We start from the raw sequence: 22,278 nt of genomic DNA on the forward strand, positions 1-22,278 counted from the left end.
GTCGGGATAGGCGGCTTGCTCATTTGGTGTTTTCGTAAGTAAAGAGGGGGAAGAAAGATGAAAACAGGACCAGACACAATCCCGCTCGGCTTGGAGACGGCGCGTCTGTATTTACGGGCACCGCTCGCCGATACGGATGCGCGTGTCGTCAACGAGTCGATTCGGAGATCGCATGAAGAGTTGAAGCGATGGCTCCCGTTCGCGCAAGACGTACCGACGTTGTCTGAGACGGAAGCGAATTTACAACGGGCGCAAGAATTGTACGGAACAGGCGAAAGTTTCCGGTATCTCATCTTTTTACGGGAGACGGGGACGTTCGTGGGGACGGTCAGCCTGTTCGGGATTGATTGGGACGTCCCGAAAGCGGAAATCGGGTATTGGCTCGATTCGACGCATACCGGTCGTGGCTATATGACGGAAGCGGTCGAGGCGGTCGTCCGTTTCGGTTGCGCCCAGTTCGATTTCAAACGGATCGAGATTCGCTGCGAGTCGACGAACGAAGGCAGTCGCTTGATTCCGGAACGGCTCGGCTTTCAGCTAGAAGGCATGCTCCGGAACGAAGACTTGTCCGCTGATGGGATGCGACTGACGGACACGGCCGTGTATGGCCTGTTGCCAGGCGAACTTAGACCGTTAGCGACATGATGCGCTGCGGGCCGATGGGGCCGTCGATTCGGCGCTTCGTGTCGATGAAGCCGACCGTCTGATAAAGGGAAAAGGCGGCTTCGTTTTTCAGATTGACCGATAGCACGACCTCGTGTTTATGAGGGAAGTGGGCTCGTACATAGTTCGGCAACTGGTGGAGTGCCGCTTTGGCATGGCCGTTCCCTTGCGCCGAATGGTTAATCGAGAACATCGAGAGCAACAACGCGTCGTCTGCCTCTGTATACGAGGCGACCCGTTCCGTATCATGGAGCAAAAAGAAGCCGACGGGCTCTTCGGCCACGATGACGATAGGATGAATCCCGTCTAAGAGGGGGGAATCGAGGTCAATCGGGAGTGTCGTATATTTTTCTTGATCGAGCGGTAACGTGAATGTGTTCAAGATGGGCCAATGGGCCTCTCGAAGTGGTTCGAGTCTCGTCGTCATGATGAATCCTCCTCCATGATTAGCTGTCTCCACCAGTATACCGAAATATAAGTGAAGGGAACGAACACGTGATGCATCCAGTGATTTCTTATGTCCAACATCCACCGCTCCAAGATTTGTATCGAGCCTTCATGGACGGCTTTTCCGATTACATGATTCGCTTTGACATGAATGAGGCCCAGTTCGAGGCCGTTTTCCTCGTCCGCGATCAAAACCAGCCGACGCGTTCCGTCGTCGCCTATGCGGACGGTCGGCCTGTTGCCGTCATGTTGAGCGGCGTAGCGCACCTCGATACGGGATGGGTCACTCGTTGCGGCGGCTTGGCCGTCGCCCCTGATTACCGACATCTCGGCATCGCGCACGAATTGATGCGACAGTTCGATGAACAGGCGACGGGGAAGCGTCTGCTCGAGGTCATTCAAGGGAACGATCCCGCGCTCGCCCTCTATGACCGACTCGGGTACCGTGTCGTCCGAGAGATTATGTACTTTCAATCCGTACCGACCGAGACGAGTGTGACACGGGAACGGGCCTCAATGCTCGAACTGTTCGATACGTATTATCCGGCAGCGGCGCACAAGCCGACTTGGCAAGTTGATGTCCGCACGACGCAACAACAGACTGAGCTCGTTCGAGTGGTGGAAGGTGAGAAAACCGGGGCGCTGCTCTTCCGGGGCAATCTGTTGCTTGATGTGTTCGGTCGCGATGAGGACGCCGCGTGGTTATTGCGTGCGGCCGCGGCCGAAGGACCGATTCGCCTCACGTTGACGTCGGATCGCCCGGCGTTGCTCTCGGCAGCGCGACAGCTCGGGTTCGTCCAGGACGAGATTGCTCAATTCGAGATGATCAAGCCCGGGATAGAGACGTGATGCGCGTCCTGTTGCCTGTCCTCATGATCGGTCTGATTGTCGGGAACTTGTTCACGATTCTCGGCCTGACAACGAATCTACCATCGGGCCTGAATCGACTCTTTTTGTTCGGCGGACCGGCGTTGACCATCCTGGCTGCCGTCAGTATCATCGTCATCGTCCTACAACGAAGGCGATGATGTGAAATTTCAATGAAGTTTATGGATGGCGAGTTCACGGTTTTGATATGTTCGACATACAAATGAAATGCTTCATATATTGAACTTTTCAGACGAGGATGCTATATTCGCACTTGTAGCTTTTTAATCAAGCTAGCGAATCATCCAATCTGGAGGTTTTATCAATATATGTGGAAACAACTACTCGTCACCGTCGGTACAGGCGTCCTGATTCTATCAGGGACTTCAGCCGTATCCGCGGATCAAATTACCCCGCAAGACCTCGTCAAGACGACGAAATCGCTTCAACAGACCGAACAACGGATTCAAACGTCGAAACAATCGGTCGCCAAAGCCAAACGTCACGTCGAAACGATCGATCAGAGCGCGAAAGCAATCGATCAGAAGATTGAGCAGACCAAATCAAAACTCGCGTCATTCGAGACGGCATTGAATCCGGAGACAGCTGACAAGTCTCTATTCAAACAAGTGTTGTCAACCGTGCTCCCGAGCGCCAAGGCAGAGGCGGCGGAGTCTGAAGAGACGAAGCGTGATTTGCAAGCCAAACAAGCCGAGACAACGCAATCGTTAAAGGCGCTTGAGAGCAAACGGGCGGACGTGAAAGCAGAACGACAACAAGCCCGCTCGGCTCACGTAGCAGCCTATAAGCAGTTGAAAGGGCAAGCGGCCCAATTGAAAGACTTGAAGCAACAAACGGCGGCGCTTGCGCCTGACAAGTTTATGATGCCAGCGACCGGACGTCTGTCACAAGGTTATGGACCGGCAAGCGGCCAGTTCGGATATACGTTCCATAACGGGCTCGATATCGCGGCGAACGTCGGCACACCGATTTATGCGGCGGCGGCTGGGACGGTCACGGACGTCAAATCAGGCGGCCCGTATGGGAAACACGTCTTCATCGAGCATGAAATCGATGGTCAAAAGTGGACGACGGTCTACGCCCATATGCATAAAATCGAAGTGAAGACAGGCCAGACGTTGCTCCAAGGCGAAGGCATTGGCCAAATCGGCAACACGGGCAACTCGTCAGGTCCGCACCTCCATTTCGAAGTGCATCAAGGAGAATATGCTTATTCATCAAGTTCGGCCGGTAACACGGTCAACCCGATGGATGTCGCCGAAGTGCTCGGTGGCGCGTCGCCCATCAAAGCGACGTATTGACGCAACGATTCGTTGCGTCATTTTTTTGTGTCTCCCTTCTCATCATGGGTCGCGCGCAGTTCGATTAATTTCCGGAACGCCTCGTCACGGTCGAACGTACTGAACCAGCGGAAGTCGTCGTGGTCGAGAATCCGGTAATGTTGACTGACCATATTCTGTTGAATCCGGTACTTCCCTTGGTGCTCAATCGTCGTCCACCAGACGTGTCCGCCCAACGTTTTCGTCGCCAGGCTCGGGTCGGTATGGGCGACGAGACGAATGAACTCGATGGGTTGATCCCCAATCAACGAATGGAGATATGGGCTTTGATTGAATAGAGCGCAGATGGCGACCGTCGTCGTCCAGTTCGCGTTCAGACGTCGCTTCTCGATTTGAATCAACGTTTTTTTCGAGATGCCGACGAGCGTACATAGTTCTTCTTGCGATAATCCTTGCTCGGTACGAATCAGTTTGAGCTTGCTTGAAATCAGTTCGGAAAACGTTTCTTTTGTATGCATACCTGCTCCTAAAGTGTATTTTTACACAGTGTATCACGCGGTATAGAAAGATGGAAGATATCGGATGAAGAAGGGCGTTTCCTCGAGCCATCAAAAAAGCGAAAGGAGAGGGACTCCTTTCGCTCGGTCACTGACTGATGTTATTCACGTGTCGGGTCATGATTGCCCTCGCTATCGGCAATCGTGTCCGAACTCCCGAAATCTTCGACTTGGCTGAACGCATCCGTGCTTTGGCCTGGTTCGTCGGTCCCATCGAGTTGTTTCCGGGCAGCCGTCTCAGATGGATTGAGCACGTCCTCTTCGACCGGACGTTCGCGGTCGGTCAAGTGCTCGTTCTCTTCTTGCTCGCGCGCGTGCTGGATGCAGAGCGTCGCCTCAGGGATGATTTCAAGACGGTCCAACTCGATGTCTTCGCCGCACACCTCACATTTGCCATACGTCCCGTTCTCAATGGCGAGCAACGCCTTGTCGACGTCACTCAAGAACTCTTCATCGAGCTCAGTTAGCGCTTGGTCGCGTTCGCGCAAGAATAATTCTTCTCCTGAGTCTGCCGGATGGTTATCGTAGTGGGACAGTTCCCCTTCGTCATATACTTCTTCCCGATTTTCCATATATCCTTCGGTCTTCGCTTTCTCTTTTAATAGACGTTCTTTGAACGTATCAATCTGCTGTTGTGTCAACATGCGGTCCACTCTCCAGTTCTGATTTCATTAATATTAGCATTTCCCATTTTGCGACGGAACAAACCTTTCGATTGGCGAAGGTGATTTCTAAACGATTTGAAAAACGGGTATGATGAAAGAGACGGAACGATTATTGTGAAGGAGGGAATGGACCATGAGAAAAGTAGAGGTCGTCCCGTACGATCCGATATGGGAGACGAAATTCAAGGAAGAGGCGTCCAAACTCGAACGCTTATTTGAAGGGGAAATCGTCGCCATTCATCACATCGGAAGCACGTCGGTGCCGGGACTCGATGCGAAACCGATTATCGACATCATGCCGGTCGTACGGGAAATCGAGCGGATTGATGAATGGGTCGGGCACATGGAGGCACTCGGGTATCGAAGTTTCGGCGAGCATGGGATTCCGAGACGGCGTTTCTTCGCTAAAGGAGAAGACGTCCGGACGATTCACGTCCATATGTTCGAGGAAGGGGATGAAGGCGTGACCCGCCATCTCGCGTTCCGCGATTATTTGATGACGTTCCCAGACGTACGGGACGAGTATGCGGCGCTTAAACAACAATTGGCGAGCCAGCATCCGGAAGATATCGAGAGCTATATCCAAGGAAAACAAGACTGGGTATCCGCGACCGAGCAGGAGGCGACGTTGTGGTATATGTCTCGCCAACAAATTTGAAACATTTTACCGTTTCATCTCGTACAGAAAACTAATCAGTTGAGGGGGGTCATGAGATGAAACGATTTCTCGGGAAATGTATCGAGTACGCGTTTGTCGCACTGTTATTTGTCGGCTTATTTTTTGGATTGCGCTATGGCGTCAATCACTTCGTCGGAACAGACGAGATGCGTGCATACGCCTACCTGTTTCTAGGAACCGCCTTTATCATTTTCCCGGTCTCCTTGTTCGGCGGCTACTTCCTGGCCCGTCCGATTCAACACCGTTTGCACGGCAAAGAGCAGGAAACGACAAACCATACGTTGCGTGGGGATGAAAAGCCGCACGGGGTCACGGAGACGCGGGACTATAAAAATGAAGGTTCGTGGCCGTTATGATGCAGTTGATACGAACCGATGATGCGGCGTTGATTGCGACGTTGAACTGTCCAATCCATGAACATCATCTTCAGTTGGCGCCGGCGTTCTTTGCGCCTTACAATCACGCCTCGATGGAAGCGGCGTTTTCGGAGATGATGGCGCGAGACGATTATCATTTCTTCACGGCAGAGGTCGACGGAGACACAGTCGGCTACGTCTGTTTTCAAGAGCGAGTGAGTGAGGCGAACGCGTTTCGGAAAGCTGTCCGGACACTCTACGTGCATCAAATCAGCATTAACCCGGAGGCGAAGCGGCGAGGGTATGGACGCTTGGTCATGGAAGAAGTGGAACGCTATGCCATCGCGCACGGATTTCCGTCAATCGAACTGGATTATTGGTCGGTGAACGAAGCGGCGGCCGCGTTCTATAGCGAAATTGGCTTTCAACCGAAGCGACAGTTCGTCGTGAAGCATCTCTAAAGTAGAAGATTAGTCTTGGCGTACGATAATCACGCCATTTAAACACATACGAGATCGGGGAGGATTTGATGGAGACAGTCATTTTAGTCATCGGTGTCATCGGCACCATTTCGCTCATGTTATTCATGTCGAACCAATGGTTGGGCTATGGCAAAGGCAATATCGTCATGACGCTCGATGAGCATTACACGAACTTGAATGAATATGTGCCGGCGATTTTGACGAAGCTGTATGAAGACGGGAAGTCGGCCCATTATCTCGGCGACCGGAAGTTTGAAGTAGACGGTAAGCGCTATGTCCTCGTCGAACGGACCGTCCCGATCGGTCGCGTCCCGACGCAGCAGACCGTGCTCATGCCAGATAAAAAATAAGCCACGCCCTAGGCGCGGCTTATTTTATTTGACGGCCGGGGGACCGAAACCACCGGCATGGTAGTCGCGGAACGCCTGACGAATCTCCTCTTCGGTGTTCATGACGAACGGACCGTGGGCGATATAGTCTTCCCGAATCGGCTTACCTGAGTAGATGAGCAGTTTCGCACGTGACGTCGCTTTGAGGCGGACCACGCTCTCACCGTCACTCGTCTCATCGTACGTGAGCGTCGCCGCGTGCGTCTTCGCAAGCGGTGTCGCTGACGTTCCGAGTTCGAGGGAACCCGCGAGAACATAGACGAAAGCGTTATGATTCGTCGGGATGATGTGCTCATAGGCGGCCCCACTCTGTAAGCTCACTTCGCTCATCGTGATGGGGACGAGACTGTCCATCGGTCCGGTCACTCCGGCGATGTCACCCGAATAGACACGCACGTGTCCTCCGTCAATCGGCACGAGCGGTGCCTCTTCGACATATACGTTTTGGTAAGATGTCGTCGTCGTTTTAAGTGTTTTCGGCAAGTTGAGCCATAGTTGAAGCGTATGAATCAAGTCGTCGTCGACGGCCTCCTCGGCATGACGTGCCGCCCAGCCCGCATTCATATATTGAACGTCACCCGCATCTAAAATCGAATGTCCGCCATGGTTGTCGATATGTTCAAGTCGTCCGTCAATCACGTAGGTAATGGTCTGGAAGCCGCGGTGAGGATGGTCAGAGAACGTTCCCCGCTTGAACCAGTCCTCGGCCATCAAGATGAACGGGTCGAACTCGTCTTTTCGTTCCGGAGGCAAGACCCAACCCTGCTGCACGTGCGGATATCCGTTTTGTTTATAGGCGACCGGCCAATGGCTGGCGACGTCGCGCTCGAATCGTTTCGTCATCACACTCTCTCCTTTGCACTGTTTGTTGTCATTGTCGCATAGCGAGCCAAGGAGGCTTTCCGATTTTGCCTATATAACGTGTAAAGCCAGACCGGTGAGCCAGTCTGGCTTGAAAAGTGTCGTCAGTTGTTTGCTTGTCCGATGGAAAGGTCGCGCCACCGTTCGGCATCGGCGCGGAGCAATTTGAAATGTGAGCCTGTCTTCGTGTTTGTCAAAATTACATCGTCTTCCGTGTAACTGAGATCGAACGTTTGAGCACAAATGCCCTCGAACACCGTCAAATAAGGGGTTGGCGCTGGGGTTCCGGCCGTGGCCACGGCTTTTGAGCGATCGATGGCTTGAAACACGAACTGGACGGTCTCGGCGTTGGCATGATGCAAGAACGGTGCATCTTTTGATTCTGTGCCGATTAGAGCCAGTTCATGGGCGACGACGTGACGTCGATTGGCGAATTGTTGCCGCATTTTTGTTTTCAAGCGGTCGCCGTGCAACAACGTCTCTTCTTTATAGGTGATAGAAACGACTTGTTTATAAGGTTTGCCATCGCGGATGAAGGAGAAACTGAACAGTGGATAGCGCTCGTTCGGAACGAGTTTGGTCGGGAGCGTGCTCGCCTGCCGTGCCCCGAGCATTCGATCGTAGGTGGCATCCTGCGGTCGCAGGACGTCCTCATATAACGTCTGATCGGATGACAGATGGAGCCCGTACTGTTGCGTGTCTTGAGACACTTCGGTCCCTAAGCCGAGGGACAGGAACGGTTGACGTGACGATTCGTTGATGGGCAACGTGATGGTCTCACGCGATTCGGGTGACTCGAACGTGAATTCGAACGAACCGTTGAACGGCATCGTCACGTGGACGAGCGTCTGTTCGAAACCGTGACGTTTTGGATAAGGCTCATTGCCGACCGGTTTTTTCATCTCTTCGGTGAAATGGACTTGCTCGTGCGGTTGCGCAACTCGAAGCTTCGACGTCGCGGATGATGAGACGGCTTGGTCGCGGTACGGAGTGAGACTATCCGGCAACGCATCGATTTGTTTCATATAGGTGATGGTGTCGGCTTGGCATTGGACGTAGGTTTGATTTTCCACTTCAAAAAATGTGGCGGTCGGAAAGACTTCGGTCGAGGCCGTGGTCGTAAGCGGTTGGCTCAATTTGACCGTGCCAATCAAGAGACGCTCTCCATCAGGCGCACGGGTGATGGCGTCCTCTGGGTAACAGGCATCAAGGACGTTCGTCCGGTCGGACTCGGTCATCTCGATTTGTTGACCAGAAGGCAGAGAGGCGCGACCTTGATAGTACTCTGGAGCCGTATGTAAACGAAATGCATGTTCTTCTTCGCATCCGAACAGGACGAACAACATGGCGAGCGTACAAAGAATCAGGTACTTTTTCACAGGGTGCACTCCTTTAATGATTAACTTTCATCATTTTAGCACCATTTTTTTGTGACTATAGTCTTAGGAAAATTAATGCGATTTTTTTTAAAAAAATCAAAAAACCCGCTCCACTTGAACTGAACGGGCTTGTTTTACACTTATGGATATGAAATGGAATTTCTCCATTTGACACGTGTCGATTTTTGACGAATGAACGTTGTGATGTAGACGTTCTTGAAAATGACGAAAATCGTCGAAAATAACAAAATGGAATTAAAAGGGGGTTATTTGTTTATTTTTACCTTCAATCCACGTCGCGACCACGGGCCGCCTTCAAAATTTCGAACCATTCTTCTCGCGTCAGGTCAATCTGAAGCGCATCGACGGCGGTCCGAACTCGTTCAATTTTCCCAGATCCGACGATCGGCATGATCTTGGCCGGGTGCTTCAAGAGCCACGCGTAGACGACGGCGTCGATGCCGCCCGCTTGATGTCGATCGCTGATTTCCTCCAATTTTTCACGAAGCGGTGCGTAAGCGGCCTCGGTGAACAGTTGTCCGCCGGCGAGAGGGCTCCACGCCATGAGTGGCATCCGTTTCTCGTGGCATAGGTCGACAGTACCATCTTCAAAATGCTTCAGTTGCATCGGTGAGAGCTCAAGCTGGTTCGTCACGAGTTGGAACGGTAAACGTGACTGTAACAACTGTTGGGTTGCCGGCACATGGTTCGAGACCCCGAACGTACGCACTTTTCCGCTTCGTTGCAACGTGATGAACGCCTCGGCGACTTCGTCCGGGTCCATGAGCGGGTCGGGACGGTGAATCAAAAGCGTGTCAATCTGATCGATGGCGAGCTCCTGTAGCGAGCGCTCGGCTTGACGGATGATATGTTCTTTCGTCGTATCATAATGGTTGATGGATTGGCCAGGGTTGAAAGAGCCTGTCAGCTTGATGCCGGTCTTCGTCACAATCTCGATTTGATCGCGGAGTGATGGCTTGAGACGAAGCGCTTCGCCGAACAATCCTTCACACGTATAGCCACCGTATATATCAGCGTGATCGAACGTCGTGATGCCGAGTTCGATACATTGTTCGATGAAAGTGAGGCGTTTCTGCGGGCTCATGTCCCATTCGGCCAAACGCCACATGCCGTGAATGATTCGTGAGAATGATAAGTCTTCTGTCAGTTCGATGCGTTGCATGGTAAGTTCCTCCTCATTGTTTGTCGCTTTCATTATAAGGATAAAACAGGAGGGCGTCACTTTTGGGGCGTATTGGAAGGACATGAACCGAGTCAAACTAAAGCGATTTCAGTTATGATGAGACAGAGATGATTAGAAAAAGAGGAGTGACTTATGAATCATTACGAACAATATGCGAACGTCACGTTTGAGCAACAAGGTCAGGAAACATACGTGACCGCCGCTCATGCCGATCTCGAACTGCACGGGATTGGGCGCAGTGCCGCCGTGTTTCGCATAAAAGACACGCGACTCGTCATCAAAGTGTTCTTTCCGGATTATACGCATATCGCAGCTGAAGAGGCTGTGATTTATCGAACGCTCGAAGGGTTACCTCAATTCCCACGCTTGTATGAAGCAGGTGTGAATTATATCGTCATCGACTACATCGAGGGCAAGACGCTATTCGAATGTTTGACGGAAGGAATTTGGATTGATGCGTCGTACATTCAGCAAGTCGATGCAGCGCTCATCGCGGCACGAAACCTCGGGCTGACGCCATCGGACGTTCATTTGCGCAATTTGATTTTGACGCCGGAAGGCCGTATTTATTTAATCGACTTGGCCCGCTTCCGCCAAGGACAGCACGTCGATCACCAATGGGAAGATTTGAAGCGGATGTATCGGTTTTATCGGCTCCGTTTCATGCCGAAGCGCTATTCAGAGCGTTTGTTGAACGGAGTCGCCTATTTATACCGTACGTTTGTGAACGACCCGAGACACTAGTCGACGGTCGTTTTTCTTTTGAAGATTAGGGAACAAAGAGGATGTGACTGTCACTTCGTTTTGGAAAAGGAGGCTGATTGTATGCATCGGATTTATGCAAATGAACTGGAGACGTTACGTGATTGTGTGGAGACGTGTAATTACTGTCTTGAGTCGTGCCTGGAAGAACATGACGTCAAGATGATGGTTGACTGCATCCGGCTCGACCGGGAGTGCGCCGCCATCTGTTCGTTTCTCGCCGAGGCGATGACGCGAGATTCGGCGTTCGTGCCCGAACTCGCCCGGGCTTGTGCGGTCGTCTGTAAGGCGTGTGCCCAGGAATGCGAGAAACATAAGCATGCCCATTGCCAAGAATGTGCGCGCGTCTGCGTCGAGTGCGCCTCGATGTGCGATCGTTTGGCAGCATAATGTGAAAAGTCAGTCAAAACGGCTGACTTTTTTATGTGGGAGCGAATCGCCAGGTGTATTTTGAAATCGAGATAAGTATAATGAAGAAAACGTATGAAAGTGGTGTTCTCATGATTCGCAATTGTCGTCGAGATGATCTTCAAGCTGTTTTACATATTTATAACGATGCCATCGTCAACAGTACCGCCGTCTATCACTACGAACCGGTGACGCTTCAAAATCGAATCGCTTGGTACGAGGAGAAAAAAGCGGCCGGACTTCCCATCATCGTATGGGAGGAAGGGGACGTCGTGATGGGTTTTGCCACGTTTGGACCGTTTCGTCCTTGGCCGGCCTATCATTATACGGTCGAACACTCGGTGTACGTCCATCCTGGATACCGCAGCAAAGGCATCGGCAACAAGTTGCTCCGAGAAATTATCCGGATCGGTGAAGAGCGGGATGTGAAGACGATGATTGGTGGCATCGATGCAGCCAATATCGCGAGCGTCAAAGCACATGAAAAGTTAGGGTTCGTCCATTCCGGTACGATTAAAAAAGCCGGCTACAAGTTCGGGAAGTGGCTCGACTTATCGTTTTATCAACTCGATTTGAAAGGCCCCGAGGCTCCGCAAGAAGGCTGACCGCTAGCTGTCGACGTTCCGAAAATACGGTATACTGGGGACAGTGAATCGAATGGAGGAATCAGCATGACAGAACTACCGAATTGTCCGAAGTGTCAATCGTCTTACGTGTATGAGGACGGGAGCTTGCTCGTCTGTCCAGAATGTGCGTACGAGTGGTCACCGAGTGAGGCGGCTGAAGCAGAAGCGGACGCGCAAATCAAAGACGCGAACGGAAACGTGCTCCAAGACGGGGACACGGTCACGGTCATCAAAGATTTAAAGGTGAAAGGGACGTCGCTCGTCGTCAAACAAGGCACGAAAGTGAAAGGCATCCGTCTCGTCGACGGGGACCATGACATCGACTGCAAGATCGACGGCTTCGGCGCGATGAAGCTCAAATCGGAGTTCGTGAAGAAAATCTAAAAAAAGCGTGTTGGTCCGTCCCCGGACCAACACGCTTTTTGCTGTTTAGGAGAAGAACGGTTTGTACTCCCGGCGTTCATGCATGACAGATACCCATTGGAGCGTCGTGAACTCCTCGAGCACCCATTCGCCGTTGAAACGGCCGAGACCAGAATCCTTCTCACCGCCGAACGGCAAATGCGGCTCATCGTTCACCGACTGGTCGTTGACGTGAATCATCCCCGTCTCGACTCGGCGGGCGAACTCGGTCGCGCGATAGATGGAACCGTGGACGGCGCCGCTCAATCCGTACGGGAGCTCGTTCGAGAGTTTCAGCGCCTCGGCGTCATCCTTGAACGAGATGACGACGGCGACCGGTCCGAAAATCTCGTTTTTCGCGAGCGGCATGTCATTCGTGACACCGCTCACGACGGTCGGCTCGAGTACGTTCCCGTCAGCATTGCCGCCGACTTGAACCTTCGCACCGGCGTCGACCGTCTGCTTGATTTGATCGAGGATACGCTCGACTTGATCATGATCGATGAGCGGTCCTACTTGTGTATCCGATTCGTTCGGATTGCCGAACTTCAAGGCACGGACCCGCTCGACGAATTTTTCGAGGAACGCATCGTGAATCGACTCGGCGACGAGAATCCGGTTCGTCGACATACAAATTTGCCCTTGGTGATAGAACTTCGAGTAGACGGCCGATTCAACGGCACGGTCGATGTCAGCGTCATCTAACACGACGAAGACGTTATTCCCGCCAAGTTCGAGCGCTGTTTTCTTCAATAGGCGTCCTGCCTTCTCGGCGATGCCTTTGCCGACCTCGGTCGAACCGGTGAACGAGATGAGTTTTGGCACCGGGTGCTCGACAATCGCGTCCCCAATCTCCGAACCGCGACCGACGACGACGTTCAAGACGCCTTTCGGAAGACCCGCCTCTTCAAATAGCGACGCGAACAGGAGACCGCCTGTGACCGGTGTCGCGGTCGCCGGTTTGACGACGACGGTATTGCCCGTCGCGAGCGCGGAGACGATGGAGCGGACCGCGAGGTGGAACGGGAAGTTCCAAGGGCTGATGACGCCGATGACGCCGAGCGGCTTGCGATAGACACGGTTCTCTTTGTTCGGGACGATTGACGGCTTGATGAGCCCGTCCATCCGGAACGGGAATGTCGCCGCTTCCTTGATGATCGCCATCGACGCTAAAAATTCACCTTCTGCTTTGATGCGCGTGCTACCTGACTCTTTGACGAGCCACTCGATGATGTCCTCTTTATGCTGCATCGTCACTTCGGCGAACTTCTCAATCAAGGCCCGTCGATTTTGTGGGAGCATCGTCGCCCATTCTGTTTGTGCTTCCTTTGCAACCGCGTAGGCCTTGTCGAGATCGGATTCGTCGGCCGACCGGATGGAGAATAACGTCTCGTCCGTGAACGGATTGGTGTTGTCGATCGATTTGTCACTCGACCCTTCGACCCACTGGCCATCAATGTACATCTTTGTAAAATCGTTATGCATACTCAAACACTCCTTTATGTTTTTGCTTCACCTTAAGAAGTATTCACCTGATTTGAAAAATTAAACCTACCAATGCGCAACTAACTTGTTTTACAAAGTAGTTGCAAATGGCAGTCCCTTCCATTACTATTATGTATAACAAGTTAGTTTGGTGAAAGCGAGGTCGCGCCATGGCGATGAGTCAGATGTTGAAAGGATTGCTCGAAGGTTGCCTGTTGGCCATCATCGATAAAGGAGAGACGTACGGCTATGAGATGTCGGAGAAGTTGCAGGCGTACGGATTCACGATGGTGAGTGAGGGCAGTATTTACCCGGTCCTGTTACGGATGAAGAAAGAAGGGTGGGTCGAGACGGTCCAAAAAGCGTTACCATCAGGGGGACCGAAACGAAAATATTACATTTTGACGGAGGTGGGGCACCAAGAGTTGCTGGCCTTCAAACAACGTTGGGCGGAAGTGTCAAGCGGTGTCGACCGCGTACTCGGAGAGGGGAATGAAGATGGAACTTTCAAAAAAGAGTCGTGATTTTTTGGATGACTTGGCGGTATATCTCATGTCGAGCGGGAAATCGGAAGATGAAGTAAAAGAAGTTGTCGAGGAGTTAAAAGACCATCTCGAAGAAGCGGAACGAGCGGGAAAAAGTGTGGACGAGGTCGTCGGCCAGAGCCCGAAAGACTACATGCAACACCTCGGAAGCGAGATGACGTTTGACGTGAAGGGATTCGTCAAAATTGTTGCGATGATCATTCCGAACGTGTTCGCCTACATCATCATCGCTAATTTCATTCAAGGCGAGATGACATTCTCGACGGTCCAGTTGATTGGGTTCCCGCTCATCGCCGTCCTGTTCTTGCTGGCCGCCTCACAAGCGTTCCGCCACATGTCGGTCCGCTCAAAAGAAAGCAAATTTAAAAATGGGGCGACGTACATCACGCTCGCTGCGCTGCCGATGACATTGTTCCTCGGGCTGATGATACTCGACATCTTCGTCGAGACCCCGACGATCGTGTTCGGTCCAACCGGTCAACTCGTATTGTTCGGACTGGCCGTCGTCACGTTGCTCACCGTCTCGGTGTGGACGAAGACATGGATCAATCTGATCATTCCGATTCTCTTATTCGGACCACAATACGCGTTTGCCCAGACGAGTTTGCCGCTCGAGCAACAACTTATTTTCTCGATGCTGATTCTGTTCGTCGGGATGGGGGTCTTCTTGTTCGTCTGGTGGAAAAAGAATCAACAGGGGCAAGCATGATGCTCGGACGAATCATTTTTGTCGCGATCTTGTGTCTGCCGTGGGGCTTTTTCGTGACAGCGGCAGACTTTCTATGGGGGAATGCGCTCGGTTATCTTCTGATTCCAGCGATCGTGTGGTCGAGTGTGTGGTGGTTTGGGCGGCGTGAGATGTTCCCGTGGCTCGCATGTGGGCTCATCGTATCGTATGTCATTTCCACGGCGATGGTTTGGCACGTCGATGGGGCGTGGGATTATTTCTTCAAGCCGATTGGCCAGTCTATCCTCGTGAATGTCTGGACCATTGTTTACGCGAGTGGTGTCGTTTTGGCGTATATGTATCGTCGTGCTTTGCAAAAAGCACGTGAATCTGCTTAAGGTCGGACGCGGCTGGGAATAGGCAACTGAACGCCTAAAAGAGAAAGAAGGGATTCCCATTGCCAGTCAATCCGACGATTCAATTTTATTTGAACCAGTTTCAAAATCAGCTCTCGACCACATATGACCAATTGGATCCGCTCGAATTAAGACGACAAGAAGACGCAATGATGACCCGATTTCAACATAGAGAACATGTGCTTGATGTCGAGGAGCGCTGGATCACGCTCCCGAATCGCTCACTTCCAATCCGCATCTATCGATCGAGTCGAACGCTTGCCCCTGCCCTCGTCTATTATCACGGGGGTGGCTATGTCACGGGGAGTCTCGACACGCATGATGCGATTTGCCGGACGATCGCGAATGAGGCCGACTGTACCGTCATCTCGGTCGGTTATCGACTCGCGCCGGAACATAAATTCCCGACAGCCGTCTACGACAGCTATGAGGCGCTCGTTTGGATTGCGGATCACGCCTCGGAACTCGAAATCGATGCCGAGCGCATCGCCGTCGGCGGTGACAGCGCTGGGGGGACGCTCGCCACGGTCAGCGCTTTGATGGCCATCGAGCAAGGCCGTCCCCTCGCCATGCATCAGCTGTTATTTTATCCGGTGACGGGGACCGAGGAGAATCTGCCGTTATCGTTAATCGAGTATGCGACCGGCTATTTGCTCGACGAGGCGTTGATTCGTTGGTTCCAACACCAATACTTTCATGACGAGACTGAATTGACCCACCCCTACGCCTCGCCGATCGTTTCGCCACATTTGGCGAAACTGCCGCCGACGACGCTGTTGACGGCAGAATATGACCCGCTCCGTGACCTCGGCCGAGCGTACGCCAATAAATTGATTAGTCTCGGTGTCCCGGTGACGTATCACAATTACGGAGGACTCATCCACGGCTTCGTCAACTACTACGCATACGTTCCGGAAGCGCGACGAGCCGTCAAAGAAGCGGCGCAGTCGCTCGGACATGCCTTCCATACGCAAAAAACTCGCCCCTAAGGCGAGTTTTTTTCATGCTTTCGATAAATAAGGAAAGCGACAACCTTCCGGGAAAAATTGTCCTTCGTTCATGCGAATCATCCATTGGCCGTCGCGGGACGGACGTTGCTCCACACCGTCCAGGTCCGGCGTGAATTTAAAGACGATTTCGGTGATGCCTTCAAAGGAGAGCCGGGCCACGACGTCACGCATATCGACAGGCCGCGGCGACAGCACGGCATACAAGTTTAAGCGCGAGCGCTCAATCATATAAATGACATGGACGTCATCGAAACGATACACGTCCTCGTCCATCCCTTGATAGTAATGGAACATCCAAATGTGCATGTCGTCTGTCGTATACAGACGCGGTGAAAACGGGAGTGACTCTAGTTTGAAACGACGCCACTGTTCGGCATCGACGTCAACATGTTCGAGTAGGGAAGCCGATCCCGAGACTGAAACGAATAGCTCCGGTTCGGGTTGGACGGAGAACCCCTGTTGCTCGTAAAATGGTGCAACCCCTTCGTCACAAGCCAAAAAATAAGGTAACCCATCCGTGTCATGTTGCTTGAACACATGCTTGAAGATGCGGGTGGCGAGCCCTTGTCCTTGTCGATCCTCGTCGGTCATGACCGTCCCGATCTGATACGTCTCGCGAGCGGTTCCGTCAGCCACGATCGTCATCCGGCTCATCCCGACGTTCGAGATGACATTCCGATAAAACGTCAATGAGTAACAACGATAGCGGTCGGTCCATTCGCCGGCCATGTACCATTCACCAAAATCGATGCCGAACATCTCATCGGCCAAATAGAAAAATGACGCGAATTCTTCCCCTGAATACTCGAGATTGCTGATAGGTCGTTTAGCCATATGACTCACTCCTTGTTTTGAACTTCTCGGTCCGTTCCTGTACATTAGAGGCAGAGAGGGGTAATTCTGATTATGAAACGATATGAAGCGATTTTATTCGATGTCGACGATACATTGCTCGACTTTAAACAGAGCGAGCACGTCGCCTTGGAGCAGTTGCTCGCTGCCCACAACGTTCGGATGACGGATGAATTGAAACAGCAGTATGTGACGATCAATAACGGATTATGGCGCGCCTTCGAGCGTGGCGAGGTCGGACGGGAAGACGTCTTAATGGGCCGACACACGCAACTGTTCGATACGCTCGGCATCACAATCGACGCGCATGAAGTCGAACAGCGCTATCGCGACCATTTGCACGACGGGGTGCACATCATCGATGGGGCACTCGAGCTCGTCCGAACGCTCAGTGAACAGTATCCGCTCTATATCGTCACGAATGGTGTGACGGAGACTCAGTTCAAGCGGCTCGAAGCGTCGGGACTGCTCCCTTATTTCCAGGACGTGTTCGTCTCGGACGCGACCGGTTCGCAAAAGCCGATGAAGCCATTTTTCGACTATGTATTTGACCGAGTTCCGAACGTGGCACCGGAACGCGGACTCATCGTCGGGGACTCGTTGACGGCAGACATCGCCGGCGGTCGCATGTATGGGCTCGACACGTGCTGGTACAATCCGCACGAGATTGCGGCATCGGTCGAGACGACATATGAGATTCAAGACTTGCACGAATTGAAGTCGATTCTATCAAGCTCAGCGATCGATAAAGTGGGGCGGTAGTGATTGCGGCAACGCATAGAGTGTCTCCGGGAAGAGTTTCAAGTCCCGGAGCGCGTCGAGCGGCTGCCAACGATAGATGAGGTGATCGCCTTCCGGTCCGTGGAAGTCTCCATGCCGGAGCGGGAGGTCACCCGATACATAAAAGTACATGCCGATCTCATGCACGGTGCGCTCCAAATACGTGAAGAAATTTTCGGAGACGAAAGCGAACGTCGTTCCCGTCAGTGTCGCTTCGAGTTCTTCTTGCAGCTCACGCGTCAAGGCGAGCTCGGCTTCTTCGCCGATGCCGACCCGGCCGCCCGGCAACGCCCAAAAGTCATCGTTCACGTTCCGATGAACGAGCAAATGACCGTCCTGGACCCAGATGCCGGCAACGCGATAATTGAACGTGCCGTGCTCGGTCGGAAATACGATATCCATTTTCATCACTCCATTCCTTAAGCTACATCAATTATACGTCAAGGGGGCAGGTCATGTTTCAATCAAATGAGAGTTATAAAGGCGAGGACTTCCGCGACGAGACGCTCCGTGACATCCAACTCACGCAGACGACGTTCGAGAACTGTCGCTTTACCTATATCGATGCGACCGAGTTCGAGACCGAACAGTGTCGTTTCATCAACTGTGACTTCACCGATTCGAAGTGGAACGCCTCGCGCCACAGCGGCAGCTCGTTCCTGAACTGTCAGTTCAATGGGGCGAATCTGTTTTTGAGCGAGTTCGATCAGTGCAAGATGACAGGCTCGTCGTTCGAGTCATGCACGTTCGAAGGGGTCGTCGTGCGTGAAGGAGATTGGTCGTTCGTCAATCTGCGTCACGCCCCGCTCCGGAAGATGGATTGGTCCGGTGTCCGGTTGACCGAGGCCGATTTATACGGTGCGGATTTGAAAGAATCACGCTGGACGAACGCCGTCTTGTCCCGCGCCGTGTTGCAGCACGCGGATTGCACCGGTGCCGATTTTGTAGGGGCCGAGATGGACGGGGTCGATTTCTCGGACGTCATCCTGAAACAAGCGACGATCGATGTGATACAGGCCGTCCAAATCGCCCGCTCGCTCGGGGCGAACGTCATATGACCAATGAGCAAGTGCTCGAGCATTTGACGTCCGTGGCCGCGGAGCGGGAAGACGTCCGCGTCCTCGTCTTGAACGGGTCGCTCGTCAATCCGAACGTGCCGGTGGACTGCTTTCAAGACGTCGATGTCACTTGTTTCGTCGAAGACGTGACCACGTTCATCGAGGACCGTTCCTGGATGCTGCCGCTCGGGGACGTCTTGATCATGCAGATGCCGGACGAGGTGCCGGGAGGCGACGAATATGAGCGTTTCGCGTTTCTCGTCCAGTTTGCAGCCGGTCATCGCGTCGATTTGACCGTTCGCCCGCTGCGTGACGTGCAACAGGCGATTCAAGCGGACTCACTCAGTCTCGTCCTCGTCGATAAAGACGGGATTGCCGGTGAACCGATTCCATCTGATGACACGTACCGCATCCACCGACCGAGCCGATTCGACTACGAGCAGTGTTGGAACGAGTTTTGGTGGGTGTCGCTTTACGTCGTCAAAGGCATCAAGCGGGGGCACTTATTATACGCGTACGACCATGTCACGATTATGCGGACGATGCTCCGTCAGATGCTGTCGTGGGAGGTCGGGTTTAAGACGGACTTCACCGTGAACGCCGGGAAGGCCGGAGACGCTCTGGCCCCATATATGGATGCGGCAAGGTGGGACAGCTATCTTCATACATTCCCGGCAATCGAGACCACTTCCCTCGAGGCGGCCCATGAAGCGTTGGTCGAGCAGTTCGAACGCACGAGCAGACGGGTCGCCGAGCGGGCGGGATATCCGTTTCGTGCAGATGAAGCCCGACGAATTCGTGACGCCTTTTCGACGCTTTGGTGTTCAAACGGTTAAGTTTCGATCGAGTCGGGAAAAGCCCCTCTATAGAAGGGGGAATGACGCTTGAATCCGTATACGACGTTCATCGCGCTCCTAGTAGGGAGTTTACTTTTATTTGTCGGCATCCGGACGAAGAAATGGCCGATTGTTGTCGTGGCCTTATTTCCGCTTGGACTCGTGGCCTTCAACTTATATTTGCTGATTACTGGACGCTAGAAGACTGTTTTCATCAGTCTTCTTTTTTGTATAGCAGATTTTTAGTGAGCGGAATCGGGCGAGAGACGTTTAGGTCGGGCCAGAACCGGGCAACTCTCAATAAATCGATTCTCATCCATTTTCTCCCTTCTAAAGAAACAATTAGCATGTTTACTCGTTGTTCAACGTCAAACGGACCGATTCACACCAAGACAGATTGCTCACCAAGGAGGTGTCCGCGTGCGACGATTGTGGCTTACCGGCTTATTGCTCATTTTCTTTTTAGGAGGATGTACGACGCGAGAGCCGTTTGATTTTGATGAGATTCACTCTTACAAGATATTCTATAACATGCCGACCGAGGCGATTATCGAGGATATGGCTCGCTACGACCTCGTCATTATCGAACCGATTTGGTATACGCCCGAACAGATCGAGACGATTCGGTCGAACGGGACGAAAGTGTTCGGGTATATCAATGTGATGGAGGCGGATTCGTGGAATCGAGCGCTGATCGGCCAAATGGACAAGGATGACTACTTCTATCGGGACGGGGAACGGATTTACTTTCCGAAGTGGGACTCGTATTTGACCGATATCAGTTCGGCCGACTTTCGCAAAATTTTAATCCGCGAGATTCAAAAACAAGTCATCAACAAGCATTTGGACGGTATTTTCCTTGATACGGTCGGGGACATCGATGACGTCCATTTGGACTATCCAGAAGACTTAGCGGAACAGTTGGCTGGGCTCGAGGATTTTCTGCAGGCGATTGAGCGTGCGTATCCCGGCGTTCCGGTCGTTCAAAATTGGGGCATCGAGACGCTCGAACGGACGAGTGCCCCATATGTGGAAGGCTTCATGTGGGAAGGCTTCAACTACACCGAAATCACATCTGATTCGTGGTCGATGGAGATGCTCGACCGGATGAACGTGATTCAAGACGAGTATGGGATTGCCGTCCTCACCGTGTCCGATCAAGAGGAAGCGACCAGTCGGGACATGGCCGAAGCGAACGGGTTTATCCATTATCACGAGCCGACGTATTACAATACGTGGGATTTTTAGGTGTTGATTAGGGTATGAGGAAACTAGAAGATGCCGTCATCCACTACTTACATTCGGCTGCCTATGTGTTGGACCAGTAAAGAGGAACCAATCGCGAGGAGGGGATTATCATTTTATACGCTCAAGACCGTCCGTGGCTCAAATGGGTTGAGATTCTTGTCGTGTTCGCGCTGTTGATTGGAATCGATCTATTCTTTAATCTGGGCACGATTCAAAATGAGTTGAACTTGTTTTATGCGGCCGCCATCTTATTCGCCTTACGATACGGAACCATCTTCGGCTTAATCAGTTTTGGCATCTTGCTCCTCTATAAAGTGTTATACACCGGCTTAATGGGAGGGGACATTTTCCTCTTGTTCTACGATACAAACTCACTTCTTACACTGTTTTACTACTTCGCCATCACCGTCATCGTCGGGTTGTTCAGCACCTCATTTCGAGAGCGTTATGAAATCAGTCAGTTCCGCAATGAGGAACTGAAAGATGAGAACACGTATTTGAAAGAGACCGTCGATTTACTCAACACTTCGCAAACGACACTTCGTCAAAAACTACTTCAATCCGAATACAGCTTGAACCAATTGTATGAACTTGCCGTATCGCTCGACTTGCCGCACCCGGAACTGATTCGAAGCGAAACGATTCGCCTGTTAAAAAAGACGTTTTTAGCGAGCGATGTCGCCATTTACCACGTCGACCGCTCACAAAAATCGATGCGTCTTTTGATTCGCCAAACCGAAACGAAAGAATTTCCGCAAACAATTTTCCTCGACGAGGCGTCGAGTATGTTCAAACGGTTCTTCCAAGTCCAAGAGACGACACTCCGTCAACTCGATGATGAGGACACGGACCCGATGTTGCTCGCGCCGATCGTCGTGGACGGACAGACACGTGAAGTCGTCGTCATCAAACGCTTGCCGCTCCGCAAGTTGACGACCGATGACTTGCACGTCTTGAATATCTTATTCTCGTGGATTGGGACGCGCGTCCAAAACGCCGAAAACCTGATTCGCAAAGAGCAGCACGAGAAAATGCATAAAGGCACCTCGTTCTATAAAAAAGAGGCGTTCACGGAACTTGTCGCCATTCAAGAACAAAAGAAACTTCACCACGGACAGCCGTATATCGTGCTCGATTATGCGCTCGGCTATGAACCGGTCTCGCTCGAGAGTATCGAGGCCATCGTCCACTCGTATTTACGGGAAATCGATGTCGTCGGCTACGATCCCGAAGACAACAAGCTGTTGCTGTTGCTCCCCGGGACGAGTGAAGAACACCGTCAACGGATTTATGATCGGATCGAAGGGATTTTGATCCAGAAGGGAGTGTGACG

Annotated in this window: 31 protein-coding genes; 22 read left to right on the plus strand and 9 right to left on the minus strand. The window is 52.3% G+C overall.

The genetic code is table 11. The features are described from left to right. Positions 1-57 precede the first annotated feature (57 nt). A complete protein-coding gene (locus KNP84_RS12730; RefSeq protein ID WP_215114910.1) occupies positions 58-645 on the plus strand; it encodes a GNAT family N-acetyltransferase in 588 nt (195 codons plus the stop codon). Here KNP84_RS12730 and KNP84_RS12735 read toward each other — a convergent pair. Next, the gene (locus tag KNP84_RS12735; protein WP_214827609.1) at positions 626-1,090 is read right to left on the minus strand and encodes a GNAT family N-acetyltransferase; all 465 of its coding nucleotides are present in this window, start codon (positions 1,088-1,090) and stop codon (positions 626-628) included. The genes KNP84_RS12730 and KNP84_RS12735 overlap by 20 nt on opposite strands. A gap of 71 nt (positions 1,091-1,161) precedes the next feature. On the opposite strand from KNP84_RS12735, the gene KNP84_RS12740 reads away from it, so the two are divergent. The 3 genes from KNP84_RS12740 to KNP84_RS12750 all read left to right on the plus strand — a co-directional run bounded on the left by KNP84_RS12740 (position 1,162) and on the right by KNP84_RS12750 (position 3,299). After that, a complete protein-coding gene (locus KNP84_RS12740) occupies positions 1,162-1,959 on the plus strand; it encodes a GNAT family N-acetyltransferase (RefSeq protein ID WP_215114911.1) in 798 nt (265 codons plus the stop codon). Next, positions 1,959-2,138: a hypothetical protein gene (locus KNP84_RS12745; protein WP_215114912.1), complete on the plus strand. Its 180-nt coding sequence runs from the start codon at positions 1,959-1,961 to the stop codon at positions 2,136-2,138. The genes KNP84_RS12740 and KNP84_RS12745 overlap by 1 nt, the downstream gene beginning before the upstream one ends. A 168-nt stretch (positions 2,139-2,306) precedes the next feature. Continuing rightward, positions 2,307-3,299 carry a M23 family metallopeptidase gene (locus KNP84_RS12750; protein ID WP_215114913.1) on the plus strand — a complete coding sequence of 331 codons (993 nt, stop codon included), beginning with the start codon at positions 2,307-2,309 and terminating at the stop codon, positions 3,297-3,299. A 17-nt stretch (positions 3,300-3,316) separates the two neighbouring features. On the opposite strand, the gene KNP84_RS12755 is transcribed toward KNP84_RS12750, so the two are convergent. Then, a complete protein-coding gene (locus KNP84_RS12755) occupies positions 3,317-3,796 on the minus strand; it encodes a helix-turn-helix transcriptional regulator (RefSeq protein ID WP_029594482.1) in 480 nt (159 codons plus the stop codon). Between the two features lie 140 nt (positions 3,797-3,936). After that, positions 3,937-4,479, minus strand: a complete 543-nt coding sequence (locus tag KNP84_RS12760; RefSeq protein ID WP_021065899.1) for a TraR/DksA C4-type zinc finger protein — start codon at positions 4,477-4,479, stop codon at positions 3,937-3,939. Positions 4,480-4,633: 154 nt separating this feature from the next. Between KNP84_RS12760 and KNP84_RS12765 the strand changes: the two genes are divergently transcribed. The 4 genes from KNP84_RS12765 to KNP84_RS12780 all read left to right on the plus strand — a co-directional run bounded on the left by KNP84_RS12765 (position 4,634) and on the right by KNP84_RS12780 (position 6,367). Next, entirely contained in the window at positions 4,634-5,158 is a 525-nt protein-coding gene (locus tag KNP84_RS12765; RefSeq protein WP_021065900.1) for a GrpB family protein, read from the plus strand. Between the two features lie 56 nt (positions 5,159-5,214). Next, on the plus strand, positions 5,215-5,535 hold the full coding sequence (locus tag KNP84_RS12770; RefSeq protein WP_029594483.1) for a hypothetical protein: 321 nt from the start codon (positions 5,215-5,217) through the stop codon (positions 5,533-5,535). Then, entirely contained in the window at positions 5,532-5,996 is a 465-nt protein-coding gene (locus tag KNP84_RS12775) for a GNAT family N-acetyltransferase (protein WP_131472183.1), read from the plus strand. The genes KNP84_RS12770 and KNP84_RS12775 overlap by 4 nt, the downstream gene beginning before the upstream one ends. A gap of 68 nt (positions 5,997-6,064) precedes the next feature. Then, positions 6,065-6,367, plus strand: coding sequence for a hypothetical protein (locus KNP84_RS12780; RefSeq protein ID WP_029594486.1), 303 nt, complete (start codon positions 6,065-6,067; stop codon positions 6,365-6,367). 24 nt (positions 6,368-6,391) lie between these two features. Here KNP84_RS12780 and KNP84_RS12785 read toward each other — a convergent pair whose 3' ends face one another. From KNP84_RS12785 to KNP84_RS12795, 3 genes are all read right to left on the minus strand, one after another. Next, positions 6,392-7,249, minus strand: coding sequence for a pirin family protein (locus KNP84_RS12785; RefSeq protein WP_021065904.1), 858 nt, complete (start codon positions 7,247-7,249; stop codon positions 6,392-6,394). 122 nt (positions 7,250-7,371) lie between these two features. Continuing rightward, the gene (locus tag KNP84_RS12790) at positions 7,372-8,646 is read right to left on the minus strand and encodes a hypothetical protein (protein ID WP_029594487.1); all 1,275 of its coding nucleotides are present in this window, start codon (positions 8,644-8,646) and stop codon (positions 7,372-7,374) included. A 286-nt stretch (positions 8,647-8,932) separates the two neighbouring features. Further along, positions 8,933-9,829: an aldo/keto reductase gene (locus KNP84_RS12795; protein WP_215114914.1), complete on the minus strand. Its 897-nt coding sequence runs from the start codon at positions 9,827-9,829 to the stop codon at positions 8,933-8,935. Positions 9,830-9,982: 153 nt separating this feature from the next. On the opposite strand from KNP84_RS12795, the gene KNP84_RS12800 reads away from it, so the two are divergent. From KNP84_RS12800 to KNP84_RS12815, 4 genes are all read left to right on the plus strand, one after another. Beyond that, positions 9,983-10,594 carry a serine/threonine protein kinase gene (locus KNP84_RS12800; protein WP_029594488.1) on the plus strand — a complete coding sequence of 204 codons (612 nt, stop codon included), beginning with the start codon at positions 9,983-9,985 and terminating at the stop codon, positions 10,592-10,594. 81 nt (positions 10,595-10,675) lie between these two features. Continuing rightward, positions 10,676-11,002 carry a four-helix bundle copper-binding protein gene (locus KNP84_RS12805; RefSeq protein WP_021065908.1) on the plus strand — a complete coding sequence of 109 codons (327 nt, stop codon included), beginning with the start codon at positions 10,676-10,678 and terminating at the stop codon, positions 11,000-11,002. Between the two features lie 110 nt (positions 11,003-11,112). Further along, positions 11,113-11,625 (plus strand): GNAT family N-acetyltransferase, encoded by a 513-nt coding sequence (locus KNP84_RS12810; protein WP_029594490.1) that lies wholly within the window; start codon positions 11,113-11,115, stop codon positions 11,623-11,625. 66 nt (positions 11,626-11,691) lie between these two features. Then, entirely contained in the window at positions 11,692-12,030 is a 339-nt protein-coding gene (locus KNP84_RS12815) for a zinc ribbon domain-containing protein YjdM (protein ID WP_214837490.1), read from the plus strand. A 45-nt stretch (positions 12,031-12,075) separates the two neighbouring features. Here KNP84_RS12815 and KNP84_RS12820 read toward each other — a convergent pair whose 3' ends face one another. Further along, entirely contained in the window at positions 12,076-13,533 is a 1,458-nt protein-coding gene (locus KNP84_RS12820) for an aldehyde dehydrogenase family protein (protein WP_215114915.1), read from the minus strand. A 170-nt stretch (positions 13,534-13,703) separates the two neighbouring features. On the opposite strand from KNP84_RS12820, the gene KNP84_RS12825 reads away from it, so the two are divergent. From KNP84_RS12825 to KNP84_RS12840, 4 genes are read left to right on the plus strand one after another with little or no spacing between them, the layout of a single operon-like run. Continuing rightward, positions 13,704-14,057 (plus strand): PadR family transcriptional regulator, encoded by a 354-nt coding sequence (locus KNP84_RS12825; protein ID WP_215114916.1) that lies wholly within the window; start codon positions 13,704-13,706, stop codon positions 14,055-14,057. Then, positions 14,032-14,787, plus strand: a complete 756-nt coding sequence (locus KNP84_RS12830; RefSeq protein WP_215114917.1) for an HAAS domain-containing protein — start codon at positions 14,032-14,034, stop codon at positions 14,785-14,787. Before KNP84_RS12825 ends, KNP84_RS12830 begins: the two co-directional genes overlap by 26 nt. Continuing rightward, positions 14,787-15,143 carry a hypothetical protein gene (locus KNP84_RS12835; RefSeq protein ID WP_021065914.1) on the plus strand — a complete coding sequence of 119 codons (357 nt, stop codon included), beginning with the start codon at positions 14,787-14,789 and terminating at the stop codon, positions 15,141-15,143. The genes KNP84_RS12830 and KNP84_RS12835 overlap by 1 nt, the downstream gene beginning before the upstream one ends. Before the next feature lie 59 nt (positions 15,144-15,202). After that, on the plus strand, positions 15,203-16,150 hold the full coding sequence (locus KNP84_RS12840; protein ID WP_029594495.1) for an alpha/beta hydrolase: 948 nt from the start codon (positions 15,203-15,205) through the stop codon (positions 16,148-16,150). A 12-nt stretch (positions 16,151-16,162) separates the two neighbouring features. Here the strand turns inward: KNP84_RS12840 and KNP84_RS12845 are convergent, their stop codons facing one another. Then, a complete protein-coding gene (locus KNP84_RS12845; protein ID WP_029594496.1) occupies positions 16,163-17,005 on the minus strand; it encodes a GNAT family N-acetyltransferase in 843 nt (280 codons plus the stop codon). A 72-nt stretch (positions 17,006-17,077) separates the two neighbouring features. On the opposite strand from KNP84_RS12845, the gene KNP84_RS12850 reads away from it, so the two are divergent. Next, complete coding sequence (locus KNP84_RS12850) at positions 17,078-17,785, plus strand: YjjG family noncanonical pyrimidine nucleotidase (protein WP_058765045.1); 708 nt, start codon at positions 17,078-17,080, stop codon at positions 17,783-17,785. Here KNP84_RS12850 and KNP84_RS12855 read toward each other — a convergent pair. Further along, a complete protein-coding gene (locus KNP84_RS12855; protein ID WP_021065918.1) occupies positions 17,759-18,205 on the minus strand; it encodes an NUDIX hydrolase in 447 nt (148 codons plus the stop codon). The genes KNP84_RS12850 and KNP84_RS12855 overlap by 27 nt on opposite strands. A gap of 53 nt (positions 18,206-18,258) precedes the next feature. On the opposite strand from KNP84_RS12855, the gene KNP84_RS12860 reads away from it, so the two are divergent. The 5 genes from KNP84_RS12860 to KNP84_RS12880 all read left to right on the plus strand — a co-directional run bounded on the left by KNP84_RS12860 (position 18,259) and on the right by KNP84_RS12880 (position 22,276). Beyond that, positions 18,259-18,861, plus strand: a complete 603-nt coding sequence (locus KNP84_RS12860) for a pentapeptide repeat-containing protein (RefSeq protein WP_058765043.1) — start codon at positions 18,259-18,261, stop codon at positions 18,859-18,861. Further along, positions 18,858-19,697 (plus strand): aminoglycoside 6-adenylyltransferase, encoded by an 840-nt coding sequence (locus KNP84_RS12865; RefSeq protein WP_215114918.1) that lies wholly within the window; start codon positions 18,858-18,860, stop codon positions 19,695-19,697. The genes KNP84_RS12860 and KNP84_RS12865 overlap by 4 nt, the downstream gene beginning before the upstream one ends. A gap of 48 nt (positions 19,698-19,745) precedes the next feature. Beyond that, the gene (locus tag KNP84_RS12870) at positions 19,746-19,898 is read left to right on the plus strand and encodes a hypothetical protein (RefSeq protein WP_021065921.1); all 153 of its coding nucleotides are present in this window, start codon (positions 19,746-19,748) and stop codon (positions 19,896-19,898) included. A 219-nt stretch (positions 19,899-20,117) separates the two neighbouring features. Next, entirely contained in the window at positions 20,118-20,945 is an 828-nt protein-coding gene (locus tag KNP84_RS12875; RefSeq protein WP_241764562.1) for a glycoside hydrolase family 191 protein, read from the plus strand. A 173-nt stretch (positions 20,946-21,118) separates the two neighbouring features. Next, the gene (locus KNP84_RS12880) at positions 21,119-22,276 is read left to right on the plus strand and encodes a GAF domain-containing protein (protein ID WP_215114919.1); all 1,158 of its coding nucleotides are present in this window, start codon (positions 21,119-21,121) and stop codon (positions 22,274-22,276) included. Positions 22,277-22,278: the final 2 nt, after the last annotated feature.

It is taken from the genome of Exiguobacterium sp. s70 (genome assembly GCF_018618315.1).
GTDB lineage: Bacteria > Bacillota > Bacilli > Exiguobacteriales > Exiguobacteriaceae > Exiguobacterium > Exiguobacterium chiriqhucha.

Coding starts and splice junctions, on each gene's coding strand:
- KNP84_RS12730 (WP_215114910.1), top strand. CDS start 58: ATGAAAACAGGACCAGACACAATCCCGCTCGGCTTGGAGACGGCGCGT.
- KNP84_RS12735 (WP_214827609.1), bottom strand. CDS start 1,090: ATGACGACGAGACTCGAACCACTTCGAGAGGCCCATTGGCCCATCTTG.
- KNP84_RS12740 (WP_215114911.1), top strand. CDS start 1,162: ATGCATCCAGTGATTTCTTATGTCCAACATCCACCGCTCCAAGATTTG.
- KNP84_RS12745 (WP_215114912.1), top strand. CDS start 1,959: ATGCGCGTCCTGTTGCCTGTCCTCATGATCGGTCTGATTGTCGGGAAC.
- KNP84_RS12750 (WP_215114913.1), top strand. CDS start 2,307: ATGTGGAAACAACTACTCGTCACCGTCGGTACAGGCGTCCTGATTCTA.
- KNP84_RS12755 (WP_029594482.1), bottom strand. CDS start 3,796: ATGCATACAAAAGAAACGTTTTCCGAACTGATTTCAAGCAAGCTCAAA.
- KNP84_RS12760 (WP_021065899.1), bottom strand. CDS start 4,479: ATGTTGACACAACAGCAGATTGATACGTTCAAAGAACGTCTATTAAAA.
- KNP84_RS12765 (WP_021065900.1), top strand. CDS start 4,634: ATGAGAAAAGTAGAGGTCGTCCCGTACGATCCGATATGGGAGACGAAA.
- KNP84_RS12770 (WP_029594483.1), top strand. CDS start 5,215: ATGAAACGATTTCTCGGGAAATGTATCGAGTACGCGTTTGTCGCACTG.
- KNP84_RS12775 (WP_131472183.1), top strand. CDS start 5,532: ATGATGCAGTTGATACGAACCGATGATGCGGCGTTGATTGCGACGTTG.
- KNP84_RS12780 (WP_029594486.1), top strand. CDS start 6,065: ATGGAGACAGTCATTTTAGTCATCGGTGTCATCGGCACCATTTCGCTC.
- KNP84_RS12785 (WP_021065904.1), bottom strand. CDS start 7,249: ATGACGAAACGATTCGAGCGCGACGTCGCCAGCCATTGGCCGGTCGCC.
- KNP84_RS12795 (WP_215114914.1), bottom strand. CDS start 9,829: ATGCAACGCATCGAACTGACAGAAGACTTATCATTCTCACGAATCATT.
- KNP84_RS12800 (WP_029594488.1), top strand. CDS start 9,983: ATGAATCATTACGAACAATATGCGAACGTCACGTTTGAGCAACAAGGT.
- KNP84_RS12805 (WP_021065908.1), top strand. CDS start 10,676: ATGCATCGGATTTATGCAAATGAACTGGAGACGTTACGTGATTGTGTG.
- KNP84_RS12810 (WP_029594490.1), top strand. CDS start 11,113: ATGATTCGCAATTGTCGTCGAGATGATCTTCAAGCTGTTTTACATATT.
- KNP84_RS12815 (WP_214837490.1), top strand. CDS start 11,692: ATGACAGAACTACCGAATTGTCCGAAGTGTCAATCGTCTTACGTGTAT.
- KNP84_RS12820 (WP_215114915.1), bottom strand. CDS start 13,533: ATGCATAACGATTTTACAAAGATGTACATTGATGGCCAGTGGGTCGAA.
- KNP84_RS12825 (WP_215114916.1), top strand. CDS start 13,704: ATGGCGATGAGTCAGATGTTGAAAGGATTGCTCGAAGGTTGCCTGTTG.
- KNP84_RS12830 (WP_215114917.1), top strand. CDS start 14,032: ATGGAACTTTCAAAAAAGAGTCGTGATTTTTTGGATGACTTGGCGGTA.
- KNP84_RS12835 (WP_021065914.1), top strand. CDS start 14,787: ATGCTCGGACGAATCATTTTTGTCGCGATCTTGTGTCTGCCGTGGGGC.
- KNP84_RS12845 (WP_029594496.1), bottom strand. CDS start 17,005: ATGGCTAAACGACCTATCAGCAATCTCGAGTATTCAGGGGAAGAATTC.
- KNP84_RS12850 (WP_058765045.1), top strand. CDS start 17,078: ATGAAACGATATGAAGCGATTTTATTCGATGTCGACGATACATTGCTC.
- KNP84_RS12855 (WP_021065918.1), bottom strand. CDS start 18,205: ATGGATATCGTATTTCCGACCGAGCACGGCACGTTCAATTATCGCGTT.
- KNP84_RS12860 (WP_058765043.1), top strand. CDS start 18,259: ATGTTTCAATCAAATGAGAGTTATAAAGGCGAGGACTTCCGCGACGAG.
- KNP84_RS12865 (WP_215114918.1), top strand. CDS start 18,858: ATGACCAATGAGCAAGTGCTCGAGCATTTGACGTCCGTGGCCGCGGAG.